The organism is Micromonospora sp. NPDC005237 (genome assembly GCF_040607775.1).
GTDB lineage: Bacteria > Actinomycetota > Actinomycetes > Mycobacteriales > Micromonosporaceae > Micromonospora.
In genome coordinates, this window is the sequence record NZ_JBEXHJ010000005.1 from 182,451 (window position 1) to 206,608 (window position 24,158).

Annotated in this window: 17 protein-coding genes; 6 read left to right on the forward strand and 11 right to left on the reverse strand. The window is 72.4% G+C overall.

Going from position 1 to position 24,158, the window contains the following annotated elements; translation table 11 throughout:
• Positions 1–50 precede the first annotated feature (50 nt).
• The 4 genes from ABZT87_RS15660 (at position 51) to ABZT87_RS15675 (ending at position 4,055) form a co-directional block, all read left to right on the forward strand.
• Complete coding sequence (locus tag ABZT87_RS15660) at positions 51–791, forward strand: sugar transferase (RefSeq protein ID WP_355136155.1); 741 nt, start codon at positions 51–53, stop codon at positions 789–791.
• A complete protein-coding gene (locus ABZT87_RS15665) occupies positions 788–1,714 on the forward strand; it encodes an NAD(P)-dependent oxidoreductase (RefSeq protein ID WP_354856780.1) in 927 nt (308 codons plus the stop codon). The genes ABZT87_RS15660 and ABZT87_RS15665 overlap by 4 nt, the downstream gene beginning before the upstream one ends.
• A 5-nt stretch (positions 1,715–1,719) precedes the next feature.
• On the forward strand, positions 1,720–2,961 hold the full coding sequence (locus ABZT87_RS15670; RefSeq protein WP_355136157.1) for a glycosyltransferase family 4 protein: 1,242 nt from the start codon (positions 1,720–1,722) through the stop codon (positions 2,959–2,961).
• A 146-nt stretch (positions 2,962–3,107) separates the two neighbouring features.
• Positions 3,108–4,055, forward strand: a complete 948-nt coding sequence (locus ABZT87_RS15675; RefSeq protein ID WP_355136159.1) for a DUF389 domain-containing protein — start codon at positions 3,108–3,110, stop codon at positions 4,053–4,055.
• Here ABZT87_RS15675 and ABZT87_RS15680 read toward each other — a convergent pair.
• The 3 genes from ABZT87_RS15680 to ABZT87_RS15690 all read right to left on the reverse strand — a co-directional run bounded on the left by ABZT87_RS15680 (position 3,985) and on the right by ABZT87_RS15690 (position 8,291).
• A complete protein-coding gene (locus tag ABZT87_RS15680) occupies positions 3,985–4,452 on the reverse strand; it encodes a hypothetical protein (RefSeq protein WP_355136161.1) in 468 nt (155 codons plus the stop codon). The genes ABZT87_RS15675 and ABZT87_RS15680 overlap by 71 nt on opposite strands.
• 21 nt (positions 4,453–4,473) lie before the next feature.
• On the reverse strand, positions 4,474–5,358 hold the full coding sequence (locus ABZT87_RS15685; RefSeq protein ID WP_355136486.1) for an aminoglycoside phosphotransferase family protein: 885 nt from the start codon (positions 5,356–5,358) through the stop codon (positions 4,474–4,476).
• Between the two features lie 455 nt (positions 5,359–5,813).
• Positions 5,814–8,291, reverse strand: a complete 2,478-nt coding sequence (locus ABZT87_RS15690; protein WP_355136163.1) for a Tex family protein — start codon at positions 8,289–8,291, stop codon at positions 5,814–5,816.
• Between the two features lie 157 nt (positions 8,292–8,448).
• Here ABZT87_RS15690 and dgt point away from each other — a divergent pair, with 157 nt between their 5' ends.
• Entirely contained in the window at positions 8,449–9,960 is a 1,512-nt protein-coding gene (gene dgt / locus ABZT87_RS15695) for a dGTP triphosphohydrolase (protein ID WP_354856790.1), read from the forward strand.
• 68 nt (positions 9,961–10,028) lie between these two features.
• Here dgt and ABZT87_RS15700 read toward each other — a convergent pair whose 3' ends face one another.
• The 7 genes from ABZT87_RS15700 to ABZT87_RS15730 all read right to left on the reverse strand — a co-directional run bounded on the left by ABZT87_RS15700 (position 10,029) and on the right by ABZT87_RS15730 (position 18,968).
• Complete coding sequence (locus ABZT87_RS15700; RefSeq protein WP_355136165.1) at positions 10,029–11,171, reverse strand: MBL fold metallo-hydrolase; 1,143 nt, start codon at positions 11,169–11,171, stop codon at positions 10,029–10,031.
• A 113-nt stretch (positions 11,172–11,284) separates the two neighbouring features.
• Positions 11,285–12,295 (reverse strand): serine hydrolase, encoded by a 1,011-nt coding sequence (locus tag ABZT87_RS15705; RefSeq protein WP_355136167.1) that lies wholly within the window; start codon positions 12,293–12,295, stop codon positions 11,285–11,287.
• A gap of 106 nt (positions 12,296–12,401) precedes the next feature.
• Entirely contained in the window at positions 12,402–13,427 is a 1,026-nt protein-coding gene (locus tag ABZT87_RS15710; RefSeq protein ID WP_355136169.1) for an SDR family NAD(P)-dependent oxidoreductase, read from the reverse strand.
• On the reverse strand, positions 13,424–14,608 hold the full coding sequence (locus ABZT87_RS15715) for a zinc-dependent alcohol dehydrogenase (RefSeq protein WP_354856800.1): 1,185 nt from the start codon (positions 14,606–14,608) through the stop codon (positions 13,424–13,426). Before ABZT87_RS15715 ends, ABZT87_RS15710 begins: the two co-directional genes overlap by 4 nt.
• A 979-nt stretch (positions 14,609–15,587) precedes the next feature.
• On the reverse strand, positions 15,588–16,349 hold the full coding sequence (locus tag ABZT87_RS15720; protein WP_354858349.1) for a succinate dehydrogenase/fumarate reductase iron-sulfur subunit: 762 nt from the start codon (positions 16,347–16,349) through the stop codon (positions 15,588–15,590).
• Entirely contained in the window at positions 16,346–18,283 is a 1,938-nt protein-coding gene (locus tag ABZT87_RS15725; RefSeq protein ID WP_355136171.1) for a fumarate reductase/succinate dehydrogenase flavoprotein subunit, read from the reverse strand. Before ABZT87_RS15725 ends, ABZT87_RS15720 begins: the two co-directional genes overlap by 4 nt.
• Position 18,284: 1 nt before the next feature.
• Positions 18,285–18,968, reverse strand: coding sequence for a succinate dehydrogenase cytochrome b subunit (locus ABZT87_RS15730; RefSeq protein WP_354858344.1), 684 nt, complete (start codon positions 18,966–18,968; stop codon positions 18,285–18,287).
• 83 nt (positions 18,969–19,051) lie between these two features.
• Here ABZT87_RS15730 and ABZT87_RS15735 point away from each other — a divergent pair, with 83 nt between their 5' ends.
• Entirely contained in the window at positions 19,052–19,984 is a 933-nt protein-coding gene (locus tag ABZT87_RS15735) for a LysR family transcriptional regulator (RefSeq protein ID WP_355136173.1), read from the forward strand.
• Between the two features lie 42 nt (positions 19,985–20,026).
• Here ABZT87_RS15735 and hrpA read toward each other — a convergent pair whose 3' ends face one another.
• Positions 20,027–24,091: an ATP-dependent RNA helicase HrpA gene (gene hrpA, locus ABZT87_RS15740; RefSeq protein ID WP_355136175.1), complete on the reverse strand. Its 4,065-nt coding sequence runs from the start codon at positions 24,089–24,091 to the stop codon at positions 20,027–20,029.
• Between the last annotated feature and the right edge of the window lie 67 nt (positions 24,092–24,158).

Genomic DNA, 24,158 nt, shown 5'->3' on the forward strand with positions numbered 1-24,158 from the left:
TAGCGCCAAAGACGGAGTTGGTGCTTGGAAAAGGTGGTATGCGTACTCCTATGCCAAAAGTTGCTCTCCACGCGGCGCACCCGCGCGCCGGTGCTTCCGACCTGACGACCGGTCGGGAAACACCTCCGGACGGCACTACGACACGGCGACCCTACGATCGCTGGAAGCGGCTGCTCGACGTCCTCGGCGCTCTTCTCGTCCTGCTGCTCGGCGCTCCCGTGCTGGCGCTGGTGGCCCTGGTCGTGCTGGTGGCGCACGGGCGGCCGGTGCTGTTCCGGCACACCCGCCCCGGGCTGCACGGCAAGCTGTTCGAGGTGGTCAAGTTCCGGACGATGCGCCACCCCGACCCGGACCGGGGGCTGGTGAGCGACGCGGACCGCCTGACCCGGGTGGGCCGCTGGCTGCGGGCCAGCAGCCTCGACGAGTTGCCGGAGTTCTGGAACGTGCTGCGGGGCGAGATGAGCGTGGTCGGTCCCCGCCCGCACCTCGTCCGCTACCTCAGCCTCTACAACTCCGAACAGGCCCGTCGGCACGACGTGCGACCGGGCATCACCGGGCTGGCCCAGGTGCGTGGCCGTAACGCGCTGGACTGGGGCGCGAAGTTCGCCTACGACGTCGAGTACGTCGACCGCCGGTCCTTCCTGCTGGACCTGCGGATCGTCCTGGCCACCGTCTGGGTGGTGCTCAGCCGCCAGGGAATCTCCGCGCCGGGGGCGGCCACCTGGCACGAGTTCACCGGCAACCCGCCCGCGCAGGCGACCGCCGACCACGACTCCGCCCACCGGCGATGAACCGGGTCCTGCTGTTGGGCGCCGGTGGATTCCTCGGCCGGCACATCCGGACGGCGCTGGCCGCCCACACCACCGTCCGGTCGATCACCCGGGCGGAGTGTGATCTGGTCCGGATCGAGCTGCGCGACCTGACCGCGCTGGTCGCCCGGGAGCGACCGGACACGGTGGTGACGGCGGCCGGACGGATCGTCGGCTCCGGGTACGACTTCGTGCAGGCGCACGTCGTCGCGACCGCGAAACTGATCGAGGCGGTGGCCGCCGCCGCCCCCGGTGCCCGCCTGATCCGCATCGGCTCGGCCGCCGAGTACGGCACCGTGCCGCACGGCCTCGCCGTCACCGAGGAGTACCCGGGCACACCCGTCAGCGAGTACGGGCTCAGCCACCTGGCCGCCACCCGGTTGGCGGAGCTGGCGGGCGGGGCCGGCCGACTCGACACGATGGTGTTGCGGATCTTCAACCCGGTCGGCCCGGGAATGCCGCCGGGCAACGTGCTCACTCGGGTGACCGCGATGGTGAGGTCGGCGGTCGCCACCGGAACGGAGGAGATCGCCGTGGGCCTGCACGACACGTACCGGGACTTCGTCGACGTGCGGGACGTCGCCACGGCGGTCCTCGCCGCCGCGCACTGCCGGCCGGGGCCCGCGCGGGTCTTCAACGTGGGCAGCGGAAAGGCGGTGGCGACGCGCGACGTCGTCCAACTGCTGGCCGAGGTGTCCGGCTTCTCCGGTGACATCCGCGACGGCAGCTTCGCGCCGGATGCCAGCCGCTCGGCCGCCGTGCCCTGGATGTGCGCCGACATCGAACGCGCGAACCGGGTGCTCGGGTGGGCGCCCGCGTACGACCTCGGTGAGTCGCTGACCACGCTGTGGCAGGCCGACGGCGAGCAGTCCACCCGCCCCGTCGCCGGCTCAGCGGCGAGGTGAGGCCGATGCGGATCGGCCTGCTCACCCAGTGGTTCGACCCGGAGCCGGGCGCCGCCGCGCTCCCCGGAATGCTCGCCCGGGCCCTCGCCCACCGGGGGCACGAGGTCCAGGTCGTCACCGGCTTCCCCAACTACCCCACCGGCGAGTTGGCACCCGGCTACCGGGTGACCCGCCGACTCGACGAGGTCGACGGGCCGACCCGGATCCGCCGGGTGGCCCTCTATCCCAGCCACGACCGTTCCGCCCTGCGACGGATGGCCAACTACGGCTCGTTCGCCGCCTCCGCGCTGGTCTCCGGTACGTCGGCGCTGCGCGGCCTGGACGCCCTCTGGGTCGGGAACTCACCGATCAGCGTGGCGGTGCCCATGTGGTTCACCCGGTATGTGCAGCGGGTGCCGGTGCTGCTGCACGTGCTGGACCTGTGGCCCGACAGCGCGGTGGCCAGCGGCTTCCTCGGCACCGACCGGGTGTCACGGATGATCGAGCGGGGAATGGCCGGCTGGTGCGGTGGGATGTACCGCAGCGCCGGCCGGATCGCGTACGTCTCGCCCGGCGCCGCCGACCTGCTCGCCAGCCGGGGCGTACCCCGGGAGAAGCTCGTCCACATTCCAGTGTGGGCCGACGAGACACCGCGTACCGGCGTCGCGGACCTGCGCGCCGAACTCGGGCTCCGCGACGACCAGGTGGTGCTGGTGTACGCCGGCACGCTGGGCGAGGCACAGGGGCTCGACCCACTCATCGACGCCTGCGCCCGGCTCCGCGACCCGCGGCTGGTCTGCCTGATCGCCGGCTCCGGAACCACCGAGGAGCGGCTACGACGCCGGGCCGAGGAAGCGAACGTGACACACGTGCGGTTCCTCGGGCGGGTGCCCCGGGAACGGATGCCCGCGCTGATGGCCACCGGTGACGCGCACTACGTGAGCCTGCGGCCCGGCGGCATGTCGGCGTACACGATGCCGAGCAAGGTGCAGGCCACCCTCGCCGCCGGGCGGGCCCTGCTGGTCGCCGCGGAAGGGGACGCCGCCGCCGTCGCACGGGACAGCGGGGCGGGCATCACCGCGCGACCGGGTGACCCCGACTCGATCGCCGATGCCCTGCGGGAACTCTGCGACCTGGGCCGGGAGAAGCTTGAGCTGCTCGGTCAGGCCGGTCGGGCGCACTACGACCGGGTCTTCTCCATCGCCGCCGGCGCCGAGCGGGTCGAGCGGGCGCTGCGCGAGGCGATGGAGAGTCACCGGCGGCGCTGACCCCGGTGCAGCAGTCTCCGACAAGGCCGAGGCGCACGTTGTGACCTCGGCCTTGTGCAGCTCCCGGTCGCGACGGGGCGAGCTGTAGAGTCGCGACGGCCGGTCGGGCGAGGGAAGCACCGGCCGGACCGGCGAGGGGATGGCGCGTGCTGCACCTGAGGGTGATCACCCCGGAGAGCAGATCGACTGAGGTCGTCGACCTGCTCTCCGCAGAGGCGGGGGTGACTCACCTCGCCGTGCTGCCGGGTGCCGCCCGGCAACCGCAGGGTGATCTCATCCTCTGCGACGTGGTGCGGGAGAGCGCCGACCGCGTGCTGCGGGAGTTGCGGCGGATCGGCGTGGACACCAGCGGCGGCATCGCGGCCGAGGACATCGAGCTGACCATCTCCGCGGCGGCCGACCGGGCGGCGGACCGGGCACCGGGCAGTGGCGCGGACGCGGTGGTCTGGGACGAGATCGCCGCGAAGACCGGCGAGCAGACGGAACTGTCCGGCACGTACCTCGTACTGATCGTGGTGGCCACCATGATCGCCGGCATCGGGGTGCTGCTGGACCAGCCGATTCTCATCGTCGGGGCGATGGTCGTCGGTCCGGAGTTCGGCCCCCTCGCCGCGCTGTGCGTGGCGTTGCTGCGCCGCCGGCTCGGGGTGATCGGCCGCTCGGTGCAGGCTCTCGTGGTCGGCTTCCTGGCGGCCATGGTGGCGACCGTGCTGAGCACCTGGGCGCTGACCGCAGCCGGCCTGGTCAGTCGGGAGATGCTGCTCGCCGAACGCCCGCTCACCGACTTCATCTGGCGACCGGACGCGCTGTCCTGGGTGGTCGGTCTACTCGCCGGCGTGGCCGGAATGCTCTCGTTGACCTCGAAGAAGTCCGGCAGCCTGGTCGGGGTGCTGATCTCGGTGACGACGGTCCCGGCCGCGGCGAACGTGGCGGTGGCCGCCGCCTACGGCGTATGGCACGAAGCGGGCGGCTCGGCACTCCAACTGGTGATCAACCTGGGTGCGATCGTCCTGGCCGGACTGCTCACGCTCGTGGTGCAGCAGCTCTGGTGGTGGAACCTGGCCCGTCGGTCCCGTCGGCCAGCCGCCGGTTGAGCAGCGTCCGCAGCGGGATCGACTCGCCGTCGCGGCCGCCCGCCCCCACCACCAGCGGTGGCGGGCTGGGCTGCGGGTCGACGCCGAACAGCCAGGCCCGCAGGCCGCCCGGCACGGTCAGCAGGTGGAACCGCCCGGCCACGTCCACCGCCCGGCTCTCGGCCCGGTCGACGTACCAGCCGGTCAGCCGGGTCCGGTAGCGCCCGCGCCCGTCGTAACCCCTGGCGACCAGGCGCGTGGTGGGCAGCCCGCACCGGGTGGCCTCGGCCACGAACCAGGCCACCAGCTCCGCGGCCTGCGCCTGCTCGGCGGCCCGCCGCCGCGCGTCCGCGTCGGCGTGCGCCCGCACCGCGCGCTGCTGCCGCTCCCGCCACTCGCGGCCGTCGTCCTCACCCACGAGCCGACGGTACGCCCCGACTCAGTCGAGCACGGCCCGAAGGGTGTGCCGGGCGATGTCGGCCATCACCGGGTTGGTGTCGACGTAGTACGGCAGCGCGTTGATCGCCTGCGCCAGGGCCCAGCCGCGCCCCCGCTCCCAGGTGGCGTCGTCCACGCCCAACGCCCGCCGGTACGTCTCCCGCGACCCGGGGTCCAACAGGTTCCACGCCGGCATCAGATCCACCGCGGGGTCGCCGACCTGGACCAACTCCAGGTCGATGACCGCGGCCAGCCGCCCATCGCGCACGAGCAGGTTGCCCGGCATCAGGTCGGCGTGGATCCATACGTCGACCGGGTCGTCCCGGCGCGCGTTCCGGCACCGGTCCCACACCTCGGCGAGCGCAACGGTGTCGGTGAGTTCGCCGCTGACGGCGAGGGCTGCCCGTACGTCGGCATCCTGGTCCGCCAGGGGCCCGCCCCGGCCGAACCCCGGCCACGACCGTCCGCCGGTGTCGACGCCGTACAGGGCGACCACGACGGCGGCCAGGTCACGGGCGAAGACGTCCGGGTCGTCGATCCGATCGGGCTGGGCCGTCTCCCCGGGAATGAACCGGTACGCCGTCCACCACCCGGGGTACCCGTCACCCGGCGCACCGAGGGCGAGCGGTTCGGGCACCGCGATCGGCAGGTGCGCGGCGAGCAGCACAGCGTGTTCCTGCTCCTGCCGCAGCGTGTCGCGCAGCGCGGGGTCGGCGGAGGGGCGCAGCGGAAACCGCAGCACGAATTCCGTGCCGAGCCGGAACAGGGCGTTCACGGTGCCGGCCGAACGGAGGGGGCGCACCGGCAGACCGCGCCAGCGCGGAAACTGTTCGGCCACCAGCGCGGCAACCACGTCCGCGCTCACGTCCACCTGGTCGGCATGCATTCGCACCGCGAGATCATCACCCAGAAGCCCGCCGACACGCGACCCGTTTCCCGCCCGCCTCGCTGCCCGCCTCGCCGGCTGCCGCTGGCTGGCGTGGTCACGGATGGCCGCGCTCGGCACCCGACCTTCGAACGCCCCCTGTCGAGCTGCCCCAGATCTGGGGCGGGCTCGCCTGGAAAGGCCGACAACTCCAGATCTTGGACAGTTTCCGTCCGCGCCGAACGGAAACTGTCCAAGATCTGCACCGAAACCGGGAGCCGCAGGCGCCCAGCCAGGCCGTGGGTCGGGCGGGCGGTTGGGGGCGTGGGGCAGCTCGCGCGCCCCACCGGTGGGGCAGCTCGACAGTGCCCGCCGATGGCCCGGCGAGTCGGTCACCGCGCGACCGGGCTCGGGAGGCGCCGAGGATGACCGCCCCTGCGGGGCATCCCCGGCGCTTCCTCGCGCTGGCTGACGGATCAGGCCAATCCTGCGCGGCGCAGAGCCTCCGCCATCGCGTCGTTCGCTGGCGCCGGCGCGCCCTGCCGCTGCTGCCCGCCCCGTGCGCCCTGGCCGCCGCGACCGCCGGACCCGCCGCGACCGCCGGAACCGCCCTGGCCGCCGCCGGACCCGCCGCGACCGCCGGACCCGACCTGGCCGCCACCGGACCCGCCGCGACCGTCCTGTCCGCCGCGTCCACCCTGCGGTCCGCGCTGCGCCGGGCCGCCGCGGCCCTCCTGACTCGTCCGACCGCCGCCACCGGCGGCGGCGGGCTCGTCGTCCAGGCGCAGGGTCAGCGAGATCCGCTTGCGGGGTACGTCCACGTCGAGCACCCTGACCTTGACCACGTCGCCGGACTTGACCACCTCGCGGGGGTCCTTCACGAAGGTCCGGGACATCGCCGACACGTGCACCAGACCGTCCTGGTGGACCCCGACGTCGACGAACGCGCCGAAGGCGGCCACGTTGGTGACCACACCCTCCAGCACCATGCCCGGCGTCAGGTCACCGATCTTCTCCACGCCTTCGACGAAGGTGGCGGTGCGGAACTCCGGTCGCGGGTCGCGGCCCGGCTTCTCCAACTCGGCGAGGATGTCGGTGACGGTGGGCAGGCCGAACCGGTCGTCGACGAAGTCCGTGGCCCGCAGCCCGCGCAGGATCGCGCTCCGGCCGATCACCGAACGCAGGTCCTGACCGGTGCTGGCGAGGATGCGCCGCACCACCGGGTACGCCTCGGGGTGCACGCTGGAGGAGTCCAGCGGGTCGTCGCCGTCGGGGATGCGCAGGAAGCCGGCGCACTGCTCGAACGCCTTCGGCCCGAGCCGGGCCACCTTCTTCAGCTCGGTCCGCGAGCGGAACGGCCCGTTGGCGTCCCGGTGCAGCACGATGTTCTCGGCCAGCCCGGCCCCGATCCCGGAGACCCGGGTCAGCAGCGGCGCGGAGGCCGTGTTGACGTCCACCCCGACCGCGTTGACGCAGTCCTCCACGACCGCGTCCAGCGACCGGGACAGCTTCACCTCGGACAGGTCGTGCTGGTACTGCCCGACCCCGATCGAGCGTGGGTCGATCTTGACCAGCTCGGCGAGCGGGTCCTGGAGGCGGCGGGCGATGGAGACCGCGCCGCGCAGCGACACGTCCATCCCCGGCAGCTCCTGCGAGGCGTACGCGGACGCGGAGTAGACCGACGCGCCGGCCTCGGACACCATCACCTTGGTCAGGTTGAGCTGCGGGTGCCGCTTGATCAGGTCGCCGGCCAGCTTGTCGGTCTCCCGCGAGGCGGTGCCGTTGCCGATCGCGACCAGCTCCACCCCGTGCGCCCCGGCCAGCCGGGCCAGGGTCTCGATCGACGCGTCCCACTGTCGACGTGGCTCGTGCGGGTAGATCGTGTCGGTGGCGAGCACCTTGCCGGTGGCGTCCACCACTGCCACCTTCACCCCGGTGCGCAGGCCCGGGTCCAGTCCCATCGTGGGCCGGGTGCCGGCCGGCGCGGCAAGCAGCAGGTCACGCAGGTTGGTGGCGAAGACCCGTACGGCCTCCTCCTCGGCCGCCTGCCACAGCCGCATCCGCAGGTCGGCCCCGAGGTGGATGAGGATCCGGGTACGCCACGCCCAGCGGACCGTGTCGGCCAGCCAGCGGTCGGCCGGGCGGCCGGCGTCCGACACCCCGAACCGGCCGGCGATCACCGCCTCGTACCGGCTCGGGCCCGTCGGCACGGCGTCCGCCTCGCCGGCCTCCTCGGGTTCCATGGTCAGGTCGAGCACGCCCTCCTTCTCGCCCCGCAACATCGCCAGGATCCGGTGCGAGGGCAGCTTCGGGTACGGCTCGGAGAAGTCGAAGTAGTCGGAGAACTTGGCGCCGGCCGTCTCCTGACCCTCGCGTACCCGCGACACCAGACGGCCCCGCGACCACATCTGCTCGCGCAGCGTGCCGATCAGGTCGGCGTCCTCGGCGAAGGTCTCGATGAGGATCGCCCGCGCGCCCTCCAGCGCGGCGGCGGCGTCGGCGACACCCTTGTCCGCGTCGACGAACCCGGCGGCCGTGGCTCGCGGATCCTGGCTCGGGTCGGCCAGCAGCGTCTCGGCCAGCGGCGCCAACCCGGCCTCGCGGGCGATCTGCGCCCGGGTCCGCCGCTTCGGCTTGTACGGCAGGTAGATGTCCTCCAGCCGCGACTTCGAGTCGGCGGCCATGATCTGGGCTTCCAGGGCCTCGTCCAGCTTGCCCTGGCCGCGGATCGACTCCAGCACGGCGGCCCGCCGCTCGTCCAGCTCCCGCAGGTAGCGCAGCCGCTCCTCCAGGGTGCGCAGCTGGGTGTCGTCGAGCAGGCCGGTGGCCTCCTTGCGGTAGCGGGCGATGAACGGCACTGTGGCGCCGCCGTCGAGCAGCTCCACGGCCGCCCGCACCTGACGCTCGGCCACGCCGAGCTCGTCGGCGATCCGCTGATGAACAGACTGGGTCACGATCTCGATCCGCCTTCGGGAGTGGGTACCGCCTGCATTGTGCCGGGCGCCCCCGGCCGCTGTCGCCGCGCCCGGCCGGGTACACCGTCTCGCCCACCGCGCCCGTCCGGGTTGATCCGTCGACAACCCCCGCCGGGCCTGCGCTAGCGTGGCGATCATGGAATCACCTGCGGAGCCGCGCGCCCGGCGGCTCTTCGGCGGCAGCGCCCGGGCCCTCGGCGACCTCACGGCCAACCCGTTCCGCGCCGACCGGGACCGGATCGTCGGCTCGCCGTTCTTCGCCCGGCTCGGCGGGGTCACCCAGGTGATCAGCCCGGTCGGTTCCGGGTTGCTGGTGCACAACCGGCTCACGCACAGCCTGAAGGTCGCCCAGGTGGCCCGGGCGATCGCCGAGCGCCTGACGGCCGACGACAGGTGGCGCGGCCTGCTGGACAAGCTCGGCGGCTGCGACCCCGACGTGGTGGAGGCCGCGGCGCTCGCCCACGACCTCGGCCACCCGCCGTTCGGGCATCTGGGGGAGCGGGTGCTCGACCGGCTGGCCCGCCAGCGCCTCGGCCTCGCCGACGGGTTCGAGGGCAACGCCCAGTCGTACCGGATCGTCACGAGCACCGAGATCCGGGGCGCGGCCACCACCGGGTTGGACCTGACCGCCGCGGTCCGCGCGGCGATGCTGAAGTACCCGTGGACGCGGCTGGACTACCCCGACCCGCACCCGCGCCTGCTGGACCCGCCGCCCCGCGGCGCCACCCCGCCGCCGGACGACCCGGAGAGCGGCTCGTTGAAGTTCGGGGCGTACCGGACCGAGCTGGACGACCTGCGGCAGGCTCGGGAGCCGTTCGCCGGCCGCATCCCGGACTGGCAGCAGACCGTGGAGGCGTCCGTCATGGACACCGCCGACGACATCGCGTACGCCATCCACGACGTGGAGGACTTCTACCGGGTCGGTGTGCTCCAGCAGGGTGCGGTGTCGGCCGAGCTGATGGCCTGGCAGCGCGAGAGCGGGCACTTCCGGGCGATCACCGACGCCGCGCTGGCCACCGCCTCCCGGCGGCCCGGCGCCGCCATCGAGCGGCTGCGCCGGCAGCTGCACCGCAAGGACGCCTGGATCGCCGACGACGACGCGTTCGCCGCCGCCGTCGAGCACGTCCGCGAGGAGTTGGTGGACGGGCTGCTGGCGATGCCGTTCGACGGCTCGATCGAGGCGGAGCAGTACGTGTCGCGGTTCTCCGCCCGCTGGTCCACCCGTTTCGTCGAGGCGATCACGGTGACCGACCAGCCGTCGGTGCGCTCCGGGTACGTGCTGCTCGGCTGCGCGCAGTGGCACGAGGTGCAGGTGCTCAAGTTCGTCCACCACCGGTTCGTGCTGGCCCGCCCCGATCTGGCCCTGCACCAGCGTGGTCAGGCCCGGCTGCTGGGCACCCTCGTCGAGGCGCTGTGGGAGTGGCTGCTCGACCCGGAGGAGGAGTCCCGGCTGCCCCGTCGGCTGCACGACCTGGTCGAGCTGGCCGAGGCGGAGCTGCACCCGCGTACGCCGCACCGGATCGGCCGCGCCCGGGGCCGCGCCATCGTGGACTTCGTCGCGCAGCTCACCGACGGCCAGGCGGTCGCGATGCTGGACGCGCTCTCCGGCCGCTCCGGCGCGCTCTGGACCGACGCCTTCGTGCTCTGACCCGACCGTCAGGCCGTGCCTGCGCTGGCCTGACGACGTCAGGCCGGGCCTGCGCTGGCCTGACGACGTCAGGCGACGGACTGCCACCACCCGTCGACGGCGGGCGGGTCGTCGACGACCACCCGCTCGCCGGGGCGGGGCACGGCCAGCCGGACGTCGCGGGCCTTCGCCTCGGCCCACAGCCGGTTCACCGGCTCGGACCAGTCGTGCAGGGCCAGGTTGAACGTCGCCCAGTGCACCGGGATGAACAGCCCGCCGCGCAGGTCCAGGTGGGCGTCGACCGCCTCCTCCGGGAACATGTGGATGGTCGGCCACGCCCGGTCGTACGCGCCGATCTGCATCAGCGTCACGTCGAACGGCCCGTGTTCCGCGCCGATCGCCGCGTACCCGGCGAAGTAGCCGGAGTCGCCGGTGTAGAAGACCTTGCGTCGGGTCCCGGCGACCACCCAGGAACTCCAGAGTGTGCCGTCGCGACGCAGCCCTCGGCCGGAGAAGTGCTGGGCGGCGGTGGCGGTGATCTCCAACCCGTCGACCCGGTGCGACTCGGACCAGTCCAGCTCGATGATCCGCTCGGCGGGCACACCCCACCGGTCCAGGTGGGCGCCCACCCCGAGCGGCACCACGAACGGTGCCGACTGCCCGGCCACCAGCGCCCGCACGGTGGGCATGTCCAGGTGGTCGTAGTGGTCGTGGGAGATCAGGATGGCGTCCAGCGGGGGAAGCTCGTCCAGGCGTACCGGCGGCTCGTGCAGCCGGCGCGGCCCGACCAGCCCGGACGGCGAGCAGCGGTCACTCCACACCGGGTCGAGCAGGACCCGCCGACCCTCGATCTCGATGAGCGCCGAGGCGTGGCCGTACCAGACGATGTTCAGCTCGTCGGCGGTGTCGGCGGCCGGCGACGCGCTGGGGCGCGACAGCGGCACGGGCGCGGTGGGCCGCCGCTTCTGCTTTCCGAAGATCAGCTCCCGGACCAGGTTGCGACCCGGCTCGGCGACCATCGTGCGGGTGTCGGCCTGGTTGTGGAAGGTCCCGTCGCGAAACTGTGGCGAGCGGGCCGCCCGTTCGGCGCGGGCGCCGGCGAGCCGGCCGCCGAGCGCCGCGGGCACGTCCCGGGCCACCCAGGCCAGGCCGGCGAGCGCGGCCAGCCCTGCCGTTCCCCGCATCCGTCGCCCGAGCGACCGTTGCCCGTTCGTGCGTTCCGCTGGCGCCATCGCCGTCCCTCCGCCGTGTCCCGCACTACACGGTAGTTCCCCCGGGCGGTTCCCGCCCCGGCGGTCGCCCGCACCGGGCCGGTCGTCACCCGACGACCGACCCGGCAGCGGGATCAGCCGCCGTTGCTGGGTCGGCGGGCGGTCGTCCGGTACGCCGTGCCGGTGCCGCCGAGACGGTCCACCGCCGCCAGGAACTTCGGACCCATGGCGGCCCGGGCCTGCACCGCCGGGTGGGTCGCGCCGAAGTTGTCCGGGTCGGCCTGCCCGTCGGCGAAGAGCGCGTAGGTCAGCACCGCCGCGCCGGACCGGTCGAAGATCACCCCGGCCTCGTGCCGGGCGTCGGCGAACCAGCCCGCCTTGGTGGCGATCCGGGCCCGCTCGTCCGACGACATGGTGCGCCGGATGCCGTCGGTGAAGGCCACCGGGGAGCGCAGCAACCCGAGCAGGTACGCCGTCGAGGCCGGCGACAGCAGCGTGCCGGCGACCAGGGCGCGCAGCAGGTCGTGGGTCTCCCGGGGGGTGCTGGTGCCGAGGAAGAACCGGTTCGGGTTGGCCACCGGCTCGACCTGGGTGTTCGGGAAACCCTTGCCCACCAGGATCGAGTTGATCTCGGCGGCAGGGGCGACCAGCCCGCACAGCCGCACCGCCGTGTCGTCGGAGACGGTCAGCAGGTTGGCCAGCACGTGCCCGATGGTCACGCTGCTGGGGTACGCACCGTCCAGGCTGAAGATGCCATCGCCACCCGGCACCACGATCGAGGCGGTCACCTCGACCCGCTGGTCCAGCGCCAGCAGCCCGCGGTCCACCTTGTCCAACACCGCCGTGGCCACCGCGATCTTGTTGACGCTGTACGCCTCGATCCGCCGGTCCGCGTCCGCCGTCACCGCGACGACCGGCGGGCCCGCCGGGTCGGCCACACTGACGTACGCCTGCCAGTTGCCACCGGCCTCGGTGCTGTACCGGGTGAAGGCGGCGGCGACCCGGTTGGCAGCCCGGGCCGGGGTGGTCGGTGCCGCCTCGGTGGTCTCAGCGGCGCTGGCCGGAGCGGCCGCGCCGAGCACCGTACCGGCAGTGGCCACTGTGCCCAGTCCGAGTGCCGTCCTGCGGTTCAGTCGGAGGGTCAATCGTCTCTCCCATCGTGGGGCGCCGGAGCGCTTGCCGGCCCACCACCCTAGGCGAGTTGATCGACGCACGATGCCCCCAGAGAAGTCCCGAACGATCCCGAACAGGTCAGCCGTGCCGTCGGCGCAGCACGGCGCCGACCACGTCGGCGGCCGCCCCGCGGAGCCGCGCGGCCGGCCCGCGGAGCCGCGCGGCCGGCCCGCGAAGCTGCACTGCCGGCCCGCGAAGCTGCACGGCCGGGCCGGACCTGGCGCGGACGAACTGCCGCGGGTCGGGCAGGTGGCCGCCGCGGACCGACTCGCCGGCCGGGTTCGGGGCGAAGACCGTGCCGTCGTGCGCCGGGACCGGCCGCCCGCTCAGGCCGGCCAGCCGCATCAACGGCCCGACCAGCACGTCGTAGACGCCCGGCAGCACCGTGAAACCGGCCCGCAGCACCATGTTCAGCCGGCCCACCGACACCTCCCGACTGGGACGGTCCACACAGTCGACGATGGCCTGGGCCACCCGCTGCGGCCCGGCGACCGGCGGTGGGGGCCGGCCGACCCGACCGAGGTAATTGGCCGCCTGCTGGTACACCGGAGTGTCCACACTGCCCGGATTGACCAGGCACAGCCGGATCTCCGGGCTGTCCCGCAGCTCCTGCTGGATCGTCCGGGCCAACCCCTGCAACCCCCACTTGCTGGTGACGTAGGCGCTCATGTACGGAGCGGTGATGTGCCCGAGCACCGACCCGGTGAGGATCAGCGTGCCGGCGCCGGTGGCCCGGAAGTGCCGCAGCGCCACCCGGGCCGCACCCGCGGCGGCCAGCAGATCGGTCCGCACCACCTGCTCGAACACCCGCTCCGGCACCTCGTCGAAGCGCCCGTAGGCCATCACCGCCGCGGTGTGCACCCAGACGTCGATGCGGCCGAACCGCTCGATCGCCGCCTCCGCCAGCGCCTCCAGCGCGCCCGCCTCGGTGACGTCCGTCGGTACGGTCAGAACCTCGACGTCGGCGCACTCCGCGCGTACCTCGGCAAGGGTCTGCGGCGCGCGGGCCGCGAGCACCAGGCGGTCGCCGCGCTCGGCGAACGCCCGGGCCGTCGCCCGGCCGATTCCGCTGGTCGCGCCCGCGACCACCACCACCCGGCTCATGGTGCGAGCACGACCTTGATGCAGCCGTCCTCCTTCTTCTGAAACATGTCGTACGCCCGGGGCGCCTCGCTCAGCGGCAGCCGGTGGGTGCGCAGGTCCTCCACGCCCAGGGGGTCGTCGTCGCCGGAGAGCAGCGGCAGGATCTCGTCGGTCCACCGGCGGACATGGCACTGCCCCATGCGCAACTGGATGCCCCGGTCGAACATCTCCATCATCGGCATCGGGTCGGCCTCGCCGCCGTAGACGCCGGAGAGCGACACGGTGCCGCCGCGACGGACCGCCTTCACGGCGGCGTGCAGGACGGCGAGCCGGTCCGTGCCGACCCGGTCGGTCATCGTCTGGGCGAGCTTGTCCGGCAGCAGCCCGACGGCCGCGTGGGCCAGCTTTCCGACCGGCGAGCCGTGCGCCTCCATGCCGACCGCGTCGATGACGGCGTCCGGCCCGCGCCCGTCGACCAGGTCGATCAGCGCGCCCGGCACGTCGGACAACTCGCGGACGTCGAGCACCTCGATCCCGTGCCGGCGAGCCAGCTCCAACCGCTCGGGCACCAGGTCCAGTCCGATGACCCGGCCGGCGCCGAGGTGACGGCCGATCCGGGCGCAGAACTGGCCGACCGGCCCCAGCCCGAAGACGGCCAGGGTCCCGCCCGGTGGCGTGTCCGCGTACCTCACCGCCTGCCAGGCCGTGGGCAGGATGTCGGAGAGGTAAAGGTACCGCTCGTCGGCGCCGCTCTGCGGGATGACGATCGGTCCGAAGTGGGCCTGCGGAACGCGCAGGTACTCGGCCTGCCCCCCGGGCACCGAACCGTAGAGGGAGGTGTAGCCGAACAGCGCCGCGCCCTTGCCCTCGCTGGTCACCTGGGTCGTCTCACACTGGGCGTAGAGCTGGCGGCGGCACATCCAGCAGCTGCCGCAGGAGATGTTGAACGGCACCACCACCCGGTCGCCGGGCTTGAGCCCGGTCACCTCCGACCCGACCTCCTCGACGATGCCCATCGGCTCGTGACCCAGGACGTCGCCGGGCTTCAGGTACGGCCCCAGCACCTCGTACAGGTGCAGGTCGGAGCCGCAGATCGCCGTAGACGTGATCTTGACGATGGCATCGGTCGGCTCCTCGATCCGGGGATCCGGCACCTCCTCGACCCGTACGTCCCGCTTGCCGTGCCAGGTCAACGCCTTCATGTCCGGCTGCCCTCCCTCGGTCCTGCCTGACTGCTACCCGGGGGAGGACGGTTGAACCGGCTGCGACCGACGGGCGTGTCGGGGGTTCGGCTGGCGGGTTGGCGGGCTTGCTGGCTTGCCTGGTTCGGCGGGCTTGGTGGTGGTTGCGGTTGGGGCTGGGGGCGACCGTGCCCGGCTCCGGGCGGTCAGGCTTGATCCCTGCGCCGGGCACGGTCGCCCCCAGCCCGCGCTGGTCGCCGTCCGTGCGTTCGCTGCTGACGCCGTTCGTGGACTGGGCTGGGTCGTGCGTGCGTTCGGGGTTGGCGTGGCCGTTCGTGGTCTGGGCTGGGTCGTGCGTGCGTTCGGGCTGGCGTGGCCGTTCGCGGTTCGTGTTGGGTTGCCGTGCGTGCGGTCGGGGTTGGCGTGGCCGTTCGTGGTCGGGGCTGGGCGGCTGTCGGTGTGTTGGTCGCTGGGGCGCGGTGGTCGCTGGCCCGTGCGGGGTGGCCGCAATGTGCTCCTGCCCTGATGGGGAGGCTGTCGCCCCTTGATCGACTCGGGTTCCAGGAAGTCGGGGTGTCGTGGGCGCCGGGACAGCCCGACTTCCTGAATGCCGAGTCGATCTGGTCGTGCTGCCCGTCCAACGCCCCCGGAGGCGGCGAGAATCGCGGTCATTCACCCTTTTTGTCCACCGCGCTGGACCGAAGCGGCACGTACGCCGAGGGTGCGGCAGCATGATCGACTCCGTTACGCCGATGCGGCGGCATCCGAGCCCCTCGGACACCGCCACATCGGCGATATCGAGTGGATCTTGCGCTCGGGGCAGGCCCACCGGGCCAGGGCCAGGGCCGGCCCGGGGTAAGGGCTGGAGTCGGACCGGGACGGTCGCTGCGTTCGGCGGGTGCCCACCGAACGCCTGACCGCCGTGCCCCGAGGGTCGGGGCACGGCGGTCAGGGTGGCCAGGAGTGGCTAGAAAGGGCCGGGGTTGGCCGGGGCGGCGGGTCAGGAGCCGGGGGTGTTGCCGCCCTTCGTGGTGGCCGCGAGGTAGTCGCGGTTGAGCCGGCCGATCGTGTTCAGCGGAATGCCCTTCGGGCAGGCCACCGTGCACTCGCCGGCGTTGGTGCAGCCGCCGAAACCGGCCTCGTCGTGCGCGTCGACCATGCCGATCACCCGGGTGTAGCGCTCCGGCTGGCCCTGCGGCAGCAGCGAGAGCTGGGTGAGCTTGGCGGCGGTGAAGAGCATGCCGGAGCCGTTCGGGCAGGCCGCCACGCACGCGCCGCAGCCGATGCAGGCGGCCGACTCGAAGGCGGCGTCCGCGTTGGCCTTGGCGACCGGGGTGGAGTGCGCCTCGGGTGCGCTGCCGGTCGGCGCGGTGATGTAGCCACCGGCAGCGATGATCTTGTCGAAGGCGCCCCGGTTGACCACCAGGTCCTTGATGACCGGGAAGGCGCTGGCCCGCCACGGTTCGATGTCGATCGTCTCGCCGTCGGTGAACTGCCGCATGTGCAGCTGGCAGGCGGTGGTGCCGCGCTGCGGCCCGTGCGCGTCACCGTTGATCATCAGGCCGCACATGCCGCAGATGCCTTCGCGGCAGTCGTGGTCGAACGCCACCGGGTCCTCGCCGTCGAGGATCAGCCGCTCGTTGAGCACGTCGAGCATCTCCAGGAACGACATGTCCGGGGACACGTCGTTGACCGGGTAGGTCACCATCCGACCCTTGTCCTCAGGGCCCTTCTGGCGCCAGATGCGCAGGGTCAGGTTCACTTGTAGCTCCGCTGCGTGGGGTGGACGTATTCGAACTTCAGGTCTTCCTTGTGCAGGGCCGAGGGCTCACCGGTGGCGGTGAACTCCCAGGCCGCCACGTACGCGAACCGGTCGTCGTCGCGCTGCGCCTCACCGTCGGGGGTCTGGTGCTCGGCCCGGAAGTGCCCTCCGCAGGACTCCTCGCGGTGCAGGGCGTCGATGCACATCAGCTCGGCCAGCTCGAAGAAGTCGGCCACCCGGCCGGCCTTCTCCAGCGACTGGTTCAGCTCCTCGCCCGTGCCGGACACCTTGACCCGCTGCCAGAACGCGTCGCGCAGGTCGCGGATCTCGCCGATCGCCTTGCGCAGCCCGGCCTCACTACGCTCCATGCCGCAGTGCTCCCACATGATCTGGCCCAGCTCACGGTGGAAGGAGTCCACGGTCCGGTCCCCGTTGACGGCCAGCAGCCGCTGGATCCGGTCCTCGACGTCGGTACGCGCCTCGACCGCCGCCGGGTGGCTGGCGTCGACCTTCTCCAGCGGGCCCGAGGCCAGGTAGTTGGCGATCGTGGTGGGCAGCACGAAGTAGCCGTCGGCCAGGCCCTGCATCAGCGCCGAGGCGCCGAGGCGGTTCGCGCCGTGGTCGGAGAAGTTCGCCTCGCCGATCACGAACAGGCCCGGGATGCTCGACTGGAGGTCGTAGTCGACCCACAGGCCACCCATCGTGTAGTGCACGGCGGGGTAGATCCGCATCGGCACCTCGTACGGGTCCTCGCCGGTGATCCGCTCGTACATCTCGAAGAGGTTGCCGTACTTGGCCTCGATGGCCTTGCGGCCCAGCCGGCCGATCGCGTCGGCGAAGTCGAGGTAGACGCCGAGCTTGGTCGGCCCGACGCCCCGACCCTCGTCGCACACGTTCTTCGCGGCGCGGGAGGCGATGTCGCGGGGGACCAGGTTGCCGAAGGAGGGGTAGATCCGCTCCAGGTAGTAGTCCCGCTCGTCCTCCGGAATGTCGCGCGGGTTGCGGTCGTCGCCCTTGGTCTTCGGCACCCAGACCCGGCCGTCGTTGCGCAGCGACTCGCTCATCAGCGTCAGCTTCGACTGGTGGTCGCCGGAGACGGGGATGCAGGTCGGGTGGATCTGCGTGTAGCAGGGGTTGGCGAAGTACGCGCCCTTGCGGTGCGCCCGCCAGGTGGCGGTGACGTTGCAGCCCTTGGCGTTGGTAGAGAGGTAGAAGACGTTGCCGTAGCCGCCGGAGGCGAGCACGACCGCGTCGGCCATCTCGGTGCTGATCTCGCCGGTGACCAGGTCGCGGACGACGATGCCGCGGGCCTTGCCGTCGATGATGACCAGCTCCAGCATCTCGTGCCGGGAGTTCATCTCGACGTTGCCCAGGCCGATCTGCCGCTCCAGAGCCTGGTACGCGCCGAGCAGCAGCTGCTGGCCCGTCTGACCCCGGGCGTAGAAGGTGCGCTGCACCTGGGCGCCACCGAAGGATCGGGTGTCCAGCAGGCCGCCGTACTCGCGGGCGAACGGCACGCCCTGGGCGACGCACTGGTCGATGATGTTGACCGACACCTCGGCCAGGCGGTGCACGTTCGACTCCCGGGAGCGGAAGTCGCCGCCCTTGACGGTGTCGTAGAACAGCCGGTGCACCGAGTCGCCGTCGTTGCGGTAGTTCTTCGCGGCGTTGATGCCGCCCTGCGCGGCGATCGAGTGCGCCCGGCGCGGGCTGTCCTGGTAGCAGTAGGACTTGACGTGGTAGCCCTGCTCGGCCAGCGTCGCCGCGGCCGAGCCGCCGGCCAGGCCGGTGCCGACCACGATCACGGTCATCTTGCGGCGGTTGGCCGGGTTGACCAGCTTGGCCTCGAAGCGCCGGGTCTCCCAGCGCTTCTCGATCGGGCCGGCGGGAGCCTTCGTGTCGGCGATCGGGTCGCCCTGGGTGAAGAGTTCCATGTCAGGACACCAATCCGGTGAGAACGGCGAACGGGACCACCAGGTATCCGGCGCAGAGCACCACGGCGAAGACGAGCGCGGCGTTGCGCGCCCGACGCTCGCCCCGGGGCGTCTGCTGGCCGAGGCTGCGGAACGCGCTGAACGCGCCGTGGCGCAGGTGGAAGCCGAGCGTGACGATCGCCAGGGTGTAGAAGAGCGTGACGTACCAGCGCTCCGGCGCGAAGTCGGCGACGACGTTGCCGTAGGGCTTGCCCTCGTTGCCGACCGGGTTGAGCGTGCCGGTGGTCAGGTCCAGGAGGTGGTAGATCACGAACAGCAGGATGATCACGCCACCCCAGCGCATGGTGCGGGCCGCGTAGCTGCCCCGGACCTTCTTGCGGTGGGCGTACTTCACCGGTCGGGCGGCGCGGGCGCGCAACGCCAGCACGGTGGCGGCCCAGATGTGGGCGACGACGGCCACCACGAGGACGGTGCGCAGGATCCACAGGAACCAGACACCGGGCAGCAGCGGCTTGCCGATGTCGCGCAGCCAGTGCGCGTAGTGGTCGAACGAGGTCTCCCCCGTGAACACCTTCAGGTTCCCGAGCATGTGCGCGATCAGGAACAGCACCAGCAGGATGCCCGTCACCGCCATGACGGCCTTGAGGCCGACGTTCGAGCGAATGGGCGACCGAGTTTTCGTCATTACCACGGGACCGACGCTAGGAGCACTTCGATCAGTCGTCCAATGCATCAAACTCGTAGCATTAATAGCTTTAGGCTATGTAGATGCAGCTCCATCAGCTCCGGTACTTCGTTGCGGTGGCCGAAGTACGACATTTCACCCAAGCCGCCGACATCGTCGGCATCACTCAGCCTTCTCTCAGTAAGCAAATTCACGCCCTGGAGACCGACCTCGGAGCGCCGCTGTTCGAGCGGGTAAGGGGCAACATCGCCCTCACCGCGGCCGGCGAGGTGCTCCTGCCGTTGGCGACCCGGATCCTCGCCGACGTGGAGACCGCGACCCGGGAGGTGCAGGAGTTGGTCGGGCTCCGGCGGGGTCGCGTCCGGCTCGGCGCGACCCCGAGCCTCGCCACCTCGCTCGCCCCGCCGGTGCTGCGCCGGTTCCGCGACGCGCATCCCACCGTCGACCTGCGCGTCGAGGAGGGCGGCTCGCAGGATCTCGTCCGGAACCTGCTCCGCGGTGACCTCGACCTGGCCCTGATCATCATGCCGGCCCAGGGCGCGGACCCGGGCCTGCGGGTCGACCCGATCCTGCGGGAGAGCCTGGTGGTGGCCTCGGTGGGGGAGGTGCCCACCGCGTCGCCGACCGGCGAGCTGCGCATCACCGACCTGCGCGACCAGCCGATGGTGATGTTCCGAGAGGGCTACGACCTGCGCGACGCAACCATCCAGGCGTGCCGCGAGGCGGGCTTCGAACCGAGCTTCGCGGTGGACGGCGGTGAGATGGACGCGGTGCTCAGCTTCGTCGAGGCGGGGCTGGGCATCGCGCTGGTGCCGGGCATCGTGCTGGCCCGCCGCCCCGGGGTGCGGATCACCCCCCTCGCTCCGCCCGGGGTGCGGCGGACCATCGCGGTGGCCCGCCGCCGCGACATCGTGCCGACCCACGCGGGTCGGGAACTGCGGCGGATCCTGCTCGACTACATCCAGTCGGCGATCGACCGGGGCGAGCTTCCGCCCGGTGTCGAGCCCCTGACCTGACCGGCCCGACCGGGCCAGAGCGGCCTGACCGGCCCGGCCGGGTCAGCGGCCCTCGGCGTCGTCCATCGCCCGGTAGATCCGCTGTTCGGAGACGGGGTACGGGGTGCCCAGCGCCTGGGCGAAGACGTTCACCCGCAACTCCTCGATCATCCAGCGGATCTGCCGGACGGCCGCCTCCTGCCGGCGTGCCGGTGGCAGGGCGGCGAGCAGGTCGTCGTACTCCTTCTGCACCACCGCGATCCGGTCCTGCTGCTGCCGGTCCCGCTGGGGGTTGCCGCCCAGGCGGTCCAGCCGGCGCTCGATGGCGGTCAGGTAGCGCAGCAGGTCGGGCAGGCGGGCGTACCCGGTCTCGGTGATGAAACCGGCGTGCACCAGCCCGGCGAGCTGCTTGCGGATGTCGGCGAGCGCGGCCACCACGGCGAGGTTGCGGGTGGCGCCGAGTCGCTGTTCGACGGCGTACGCGGCGGCGAGGACCCGGCGGACCCGGTCCATCACCTCGACGACAGTGTCGACCAGGTCGGCGCGAACCTTCTCGCGCAGCGCCGCGAACCCCTCGGCGTCCCACGCCGGCCCACCGGCGTCCTCGATCAGCCGGTCGATGGCCGCGCCCGCCGCGTCCTCGATCAACTCCTGCACGCCGCCGTGCGGGTTGCGACTCAGCGCCAGCTTCGCCTCGTTGCTGAGTCGGCCCTGAAGGAACCGGGCCGGGGACGGCACGGTGAGCCGCAGCAGCCGGCGGGTGCCCGCCCAGTGCGCCGCCTCCGCCTCGGCGGGGGAGTCGAACACCTTGACCCCGACCGTGGCGCCCTCGTCGACAAGCGCCGGGTACGCGGTCACCGCGTAGCCGGCGCGCACCTGCTCGATGGTGCGCGGAAGATCGTCGATACTCCACTCGCGCAGCCCCGTCCGGGCGACCTCCGGCGCGGCGGCCGCCACCACCTGGCGTACCTCCTGGCGCAGTTGGCGTTGCAGGGCCGGCAGGTCCTTGCCCTCGGCGACCGGCTTCTCGTCGGCGTCGAGCACCCGGAAGGTGACCCGCAGGTGTGCCGGCAGCTTGCCCGGCTCCCAGGCGTCGCGGGGCACGGTGACGCCGGTCATCCGCCGCAGTTGGCGGGTGAGCGCGTCCAGCAACGGCTCCTCGCCGGGTGTGATCGCGGCGAGCGCGGCCCGCGCGTAGTCCGGCACCGGCACGAAGTTGCGGCGGATCGCCTTGGGCAGCGAGCGGATCAGCGCGATCACCGTCTCCTCGCGCAGCCCCGGCACCTGCCAGTCGAACGTCTCCGCCGGCACCTGGTTGAGCAGCGGCAGCGGGATGTCCACGGTGACGCCGTCGGTCGGCGTGCCCGGCTCGAAGCGGTAGGTCAGCGGCAGACTCACCCCGTCGGCCTGCCACTCGTCGGGGTAGTCGCTCTCGTCCACCCCGGCCCGGCCGTCGTTGATGAGCAGTTCGCGGGTGAAGGTGAGCAGGTCGGGCTGGTCCCGGCGGGTGTTCTTCCACCAGCTGTCGAAGTGCCGGCCGGAGGACACGTCGGCCGGAATCCGCTGGTCGTAGAAGCCGAAGATGGTTTCGTCGTCGACCAGGATGTCCCGGCGTCGCGCCCGGCTCTCCAGCTCCTCGATCTCGGCGAGCAGGCGCTTGTTGTCCGCCCAGAACCGGTGGTGGGTCTGCCAGTCGCCCTCGACGAGGGCGTGCCGGATGAACAGCTCCCGACTCAGCGCCGGGTCGATCCGCCCGAAGTTGACCTTGCGGGAGGTGACCAGGGGAATGCCGTACAGGGTGACCTTCTCGTAGGCCATCACCGCGGCCTGCTTCTTCTCCCAGTGCGGCTCGCTGTAGCTGCGCTTGACCAGGTGCTGCGCGAGCGGCTCGACCCACTCCGGCTCGATCCGGCCGGCGATGCGGCCCCAGAGCCGGGAGGTCTCCACCAGCTCGGCGGCCATCACCCAGCGCGGCGGCTTCTTGAACAACGCCGACCCGGGGAAGAGCGCGAACTTCGCGCCCCGCGCTCCCAGGTACTCGTGCTTCTGGGCGTCCTTCAGCCCGATGTGCGACAGCAGACCCGGCAGCAGCGACTGGTGCACCTTCGGGGTGTCGATCTCCTCCGGCAGGTCCGCGCCACCGCGCCGGCCCCGGCCGGCGTCCGCCTCGTCCGAGGTGTCGCGCGCCGGCCGCCCACCCCGCCGGTCGCTCTCCGCCGGGGTACGCAGCACCTGGCGCAACTGGCTGACGATGTCCTGCCACTCGCGGATCCGCAGGTAGTTCAGGTACTCCGCCTTGCACATCCGGCGGAACGCGCTGGACGACAGCTCCCGCTGCTGCTCGCGCAGGTAGCGCCACAGGTTGAGGTACGCGACGAAGTCCGACTCCTTGTCGGCGAACCGGGCGTGCGCCTGGTCGGCCTGGGCCTGCTTCTCCGCCGGCCGTTCGCGCGGGTCCTGGATGGAGAGCGCGGCGGCGATCACCAGCACCTCGGTGGCGCAACCGTTGCGTTCGCCCTCGACCACCATCCGGGCCAGGCGGGGGTCGACCGGTAGCTGGGCCAGCCGCCGGCCCAGCGCGGTGAGCCGCTTCGCCGGGTCGGCCTCGGTCGGGTCCAGCGCGCCCAGCTCGTGCAGCAGGTTGACGCCGTCGGTGATGTTGCGCTTGTCCGGCGGGTCGATGAACGGGAACGCCGCCAGGTCGCCGAGCCCGATCGCGGTCATCTGGAGGATGACCGACGCCAGGTTGGTGCGCAGGATCTCCGGGTCGGTGAACTCGGGGCGGGACAGGAAGTCCTGCTCGTCGTAGAGGCGGATGCAGATGCCGTCGGACGTCCGCCCGCAGCGGCCCTTGCGCTGGTTGGCCGACGCCTGGGAGACCGGCTCGATCGGCAGCCGCTGCACCTTGAGCCGACTGGAGTAGCGGGAGATGCGGGCGGTGCCCGGGTCGACCACGTACTTGATCCCGGGCACGGTCAGCGAGGTCTCCGCGACGTTGGTGGCGAGCACCACCCGGCGCGAGCTGTGCGCGGCGAAGACCCGGTGCTGCTCGGCGCTGGACAGCCGGGCGTACAGCGGCAGGATCTCGGTGCCGAGCAGGGAGCGCTTCTTCTGTACCAGCTTGCCCAGCGCGTCGGCGGTGTCGCGGATCTCCCGCTCGCCGCTGAGGAAGACCAGGATGTCGCCGGGGCCCTCGGCGGCCAGCTCCTCGACGGCGTCGCCGATCGCCTGGATCTGGTCGCGGACGTTCTCCTCGTCGCCGTCGCCCTCCTCCTCGCCGTCGGCGACCTCGACCAGCGGCCGGTAGCGCACCTCCACCGGGTAGGTGCGCCCGGAGACCTCGACCACCGGCGCGGGCACGCCCTGCGGCTCGTCGGCCGTGGGCGGGCCGGCGAAGTGCCGGGCGAAGCGGTCGGTCTCGATGGTCGCCGAGGTGATGATCACCTTGAGGTCGGGACGCCGGGGCAGCAGCTCCCGCAGGTACCCGAGGATGAAGTCGATGTTGAGGCTGCGCTCGTGCGCCTCGTCGATGATCAACGTGTCGTACTGGCGCAGCATCCGGTCGGTCTGCAACTCGGCCAGCAGGATGCCGTCGGTCATCAGCTTGACCAGGCTGCGCTCGCTGACCTGGTCGGTGAAGCGCACCTTGTAGCCGACCACGTCACCCAGCTCGGTGCCCAGCTCGTCGGCGATGCGGTCGGCCACCGTCCGGGCGGCCAACCGCCGAGGCTGGGTGTGCCCGATCAGGCCGTGCACCCCGCGCCCCAGCTCCAGGCAGATCTTGGGGATCTGGGTCGTCTTGCCGGAGCCGGTCTCGCCGGCCACGATCACCACCTGGTGATCACGGATGGCGGCGGCGATGTCGTCCTTGCGCTCGCTGACCGGCAACCCGGCCGGGTACGTGATCACCGGCACCGCCGCCCGTCGGGCGGCCAGCCGTTGCTCGGCCCGGGTCAGCTCGGCGGTGATCTCGGTCAGCGCCGCATCCCGGCGCTGCGGGTCGCGCAGCTTGCGGGCACCGTCGAGGCGCCGCTGGAGCCGGCGCTGGTCGCGGAACATCAGGGGAGTGAGGCGGCGGTGCAGCTCGCGGACGGGATCGGTCGCGGCGGAGGCGGCTGGATTCTGCATGTCGTGCCCAAGGATAGGCAGCGCGGCGGCGGATCGCCCCTGGGTTACCGCGCGAGGGGTGCGGCAG

What these genes read in the sequence shown, in the direction of transcription:
- ABZT87_RS15660 (WP_355136155.1), top strand. Translation starts at nt 51, where the DNA reads ATGCCAAAAGTTGCTCTCCACGCGGCGCACCCGCGCGCCGGTGCTTCC.
- ABZT87_RS15665 (WP_354856780.1), top strand. Translation starts at nt 788, where the DNA reads ATGAACCGGGTCCTGCTGTTGGGCGCCGGTGGATTCCTCGGCCGGCAC.
- ABZT87_RS15670 (WP_355136157.1), top strand. Translation starts at nt 1,720, where the DNA reads ATGCGGATCGGCCTGCTCACCCAGTGGTTCGACCCGGAGCCGGGCGCC.
- ABZT87_RS15685 (WP_355136486.1), bottom strand. Translation starts at nt 5,358, where the DNA reads ATGCATGCCGACCAGGTGGACGTGAGCGCGGACGTGGTTGCCGCGCTG.
- dgt (WP_354856790.1), top strand. Translation starts at nt 8,449, where the DNA reads ATGGAATCACCTGCGGAGCCGCGCGCCCGGCGGCTCTTCGGCGGCAGC.
- ABZT87_RS15700 (WP_355136165.1), bottom strand. Translation starts at nt 11,171, where the DNA reads ATGGCGCCAGCGGAACGCACGAACGGGCAACGGTCGCTCGGGCGACGG.
- ABZT87_RS15710 (WP_355136169.1), bottom strand. Translation starts at nt 13,427, where the DNA reads ATGAGCCGGGTGGTGGTGGTCGCGGGCGCGACCAGCGGAATCGGCCGG.
- ABZT87_RS15715 (WP_354856800.1), bottom strand. Translation starts at nt 14,608, where the DNA reads ATGAAGGCGTTGACCTGGCACGGCAAGCGGGACGTACGGGTCGAGGAG.
- ABZT87_RS15725 (WP_355136171.1), bottom strand. Translation starts at nt 18,283, where the DNA reads ATGGAACTCTTCACCCAGGGCGACCCGATCGCCGACACGAAGGCTCCC.
- ABZT87_RS15730 (WP_354858344.1), bottom strand. Translation starts at nt 18,968, where the DNA reads ATGACGAAAACTCGGTCGCCCATTCGCTCGAACGTCGGCCTCAAGGCC.
- ABZT87_RS15735 (WP_355136173.1), top strand. Translation starts at nt 19,052, where the DNA reads ATGCAGCTCCATCAGCTCCGGTACTTCGTTGCGGTGGCCGAAGTACGA.
- hrpA (WP_355136175.1), bottom strand. Translation starts at nt 24,091, where the DNA reads ATGCAGAATCCAGCCGCCTCCGCCGCGACCGATCCCGTCCGCGAGCTG.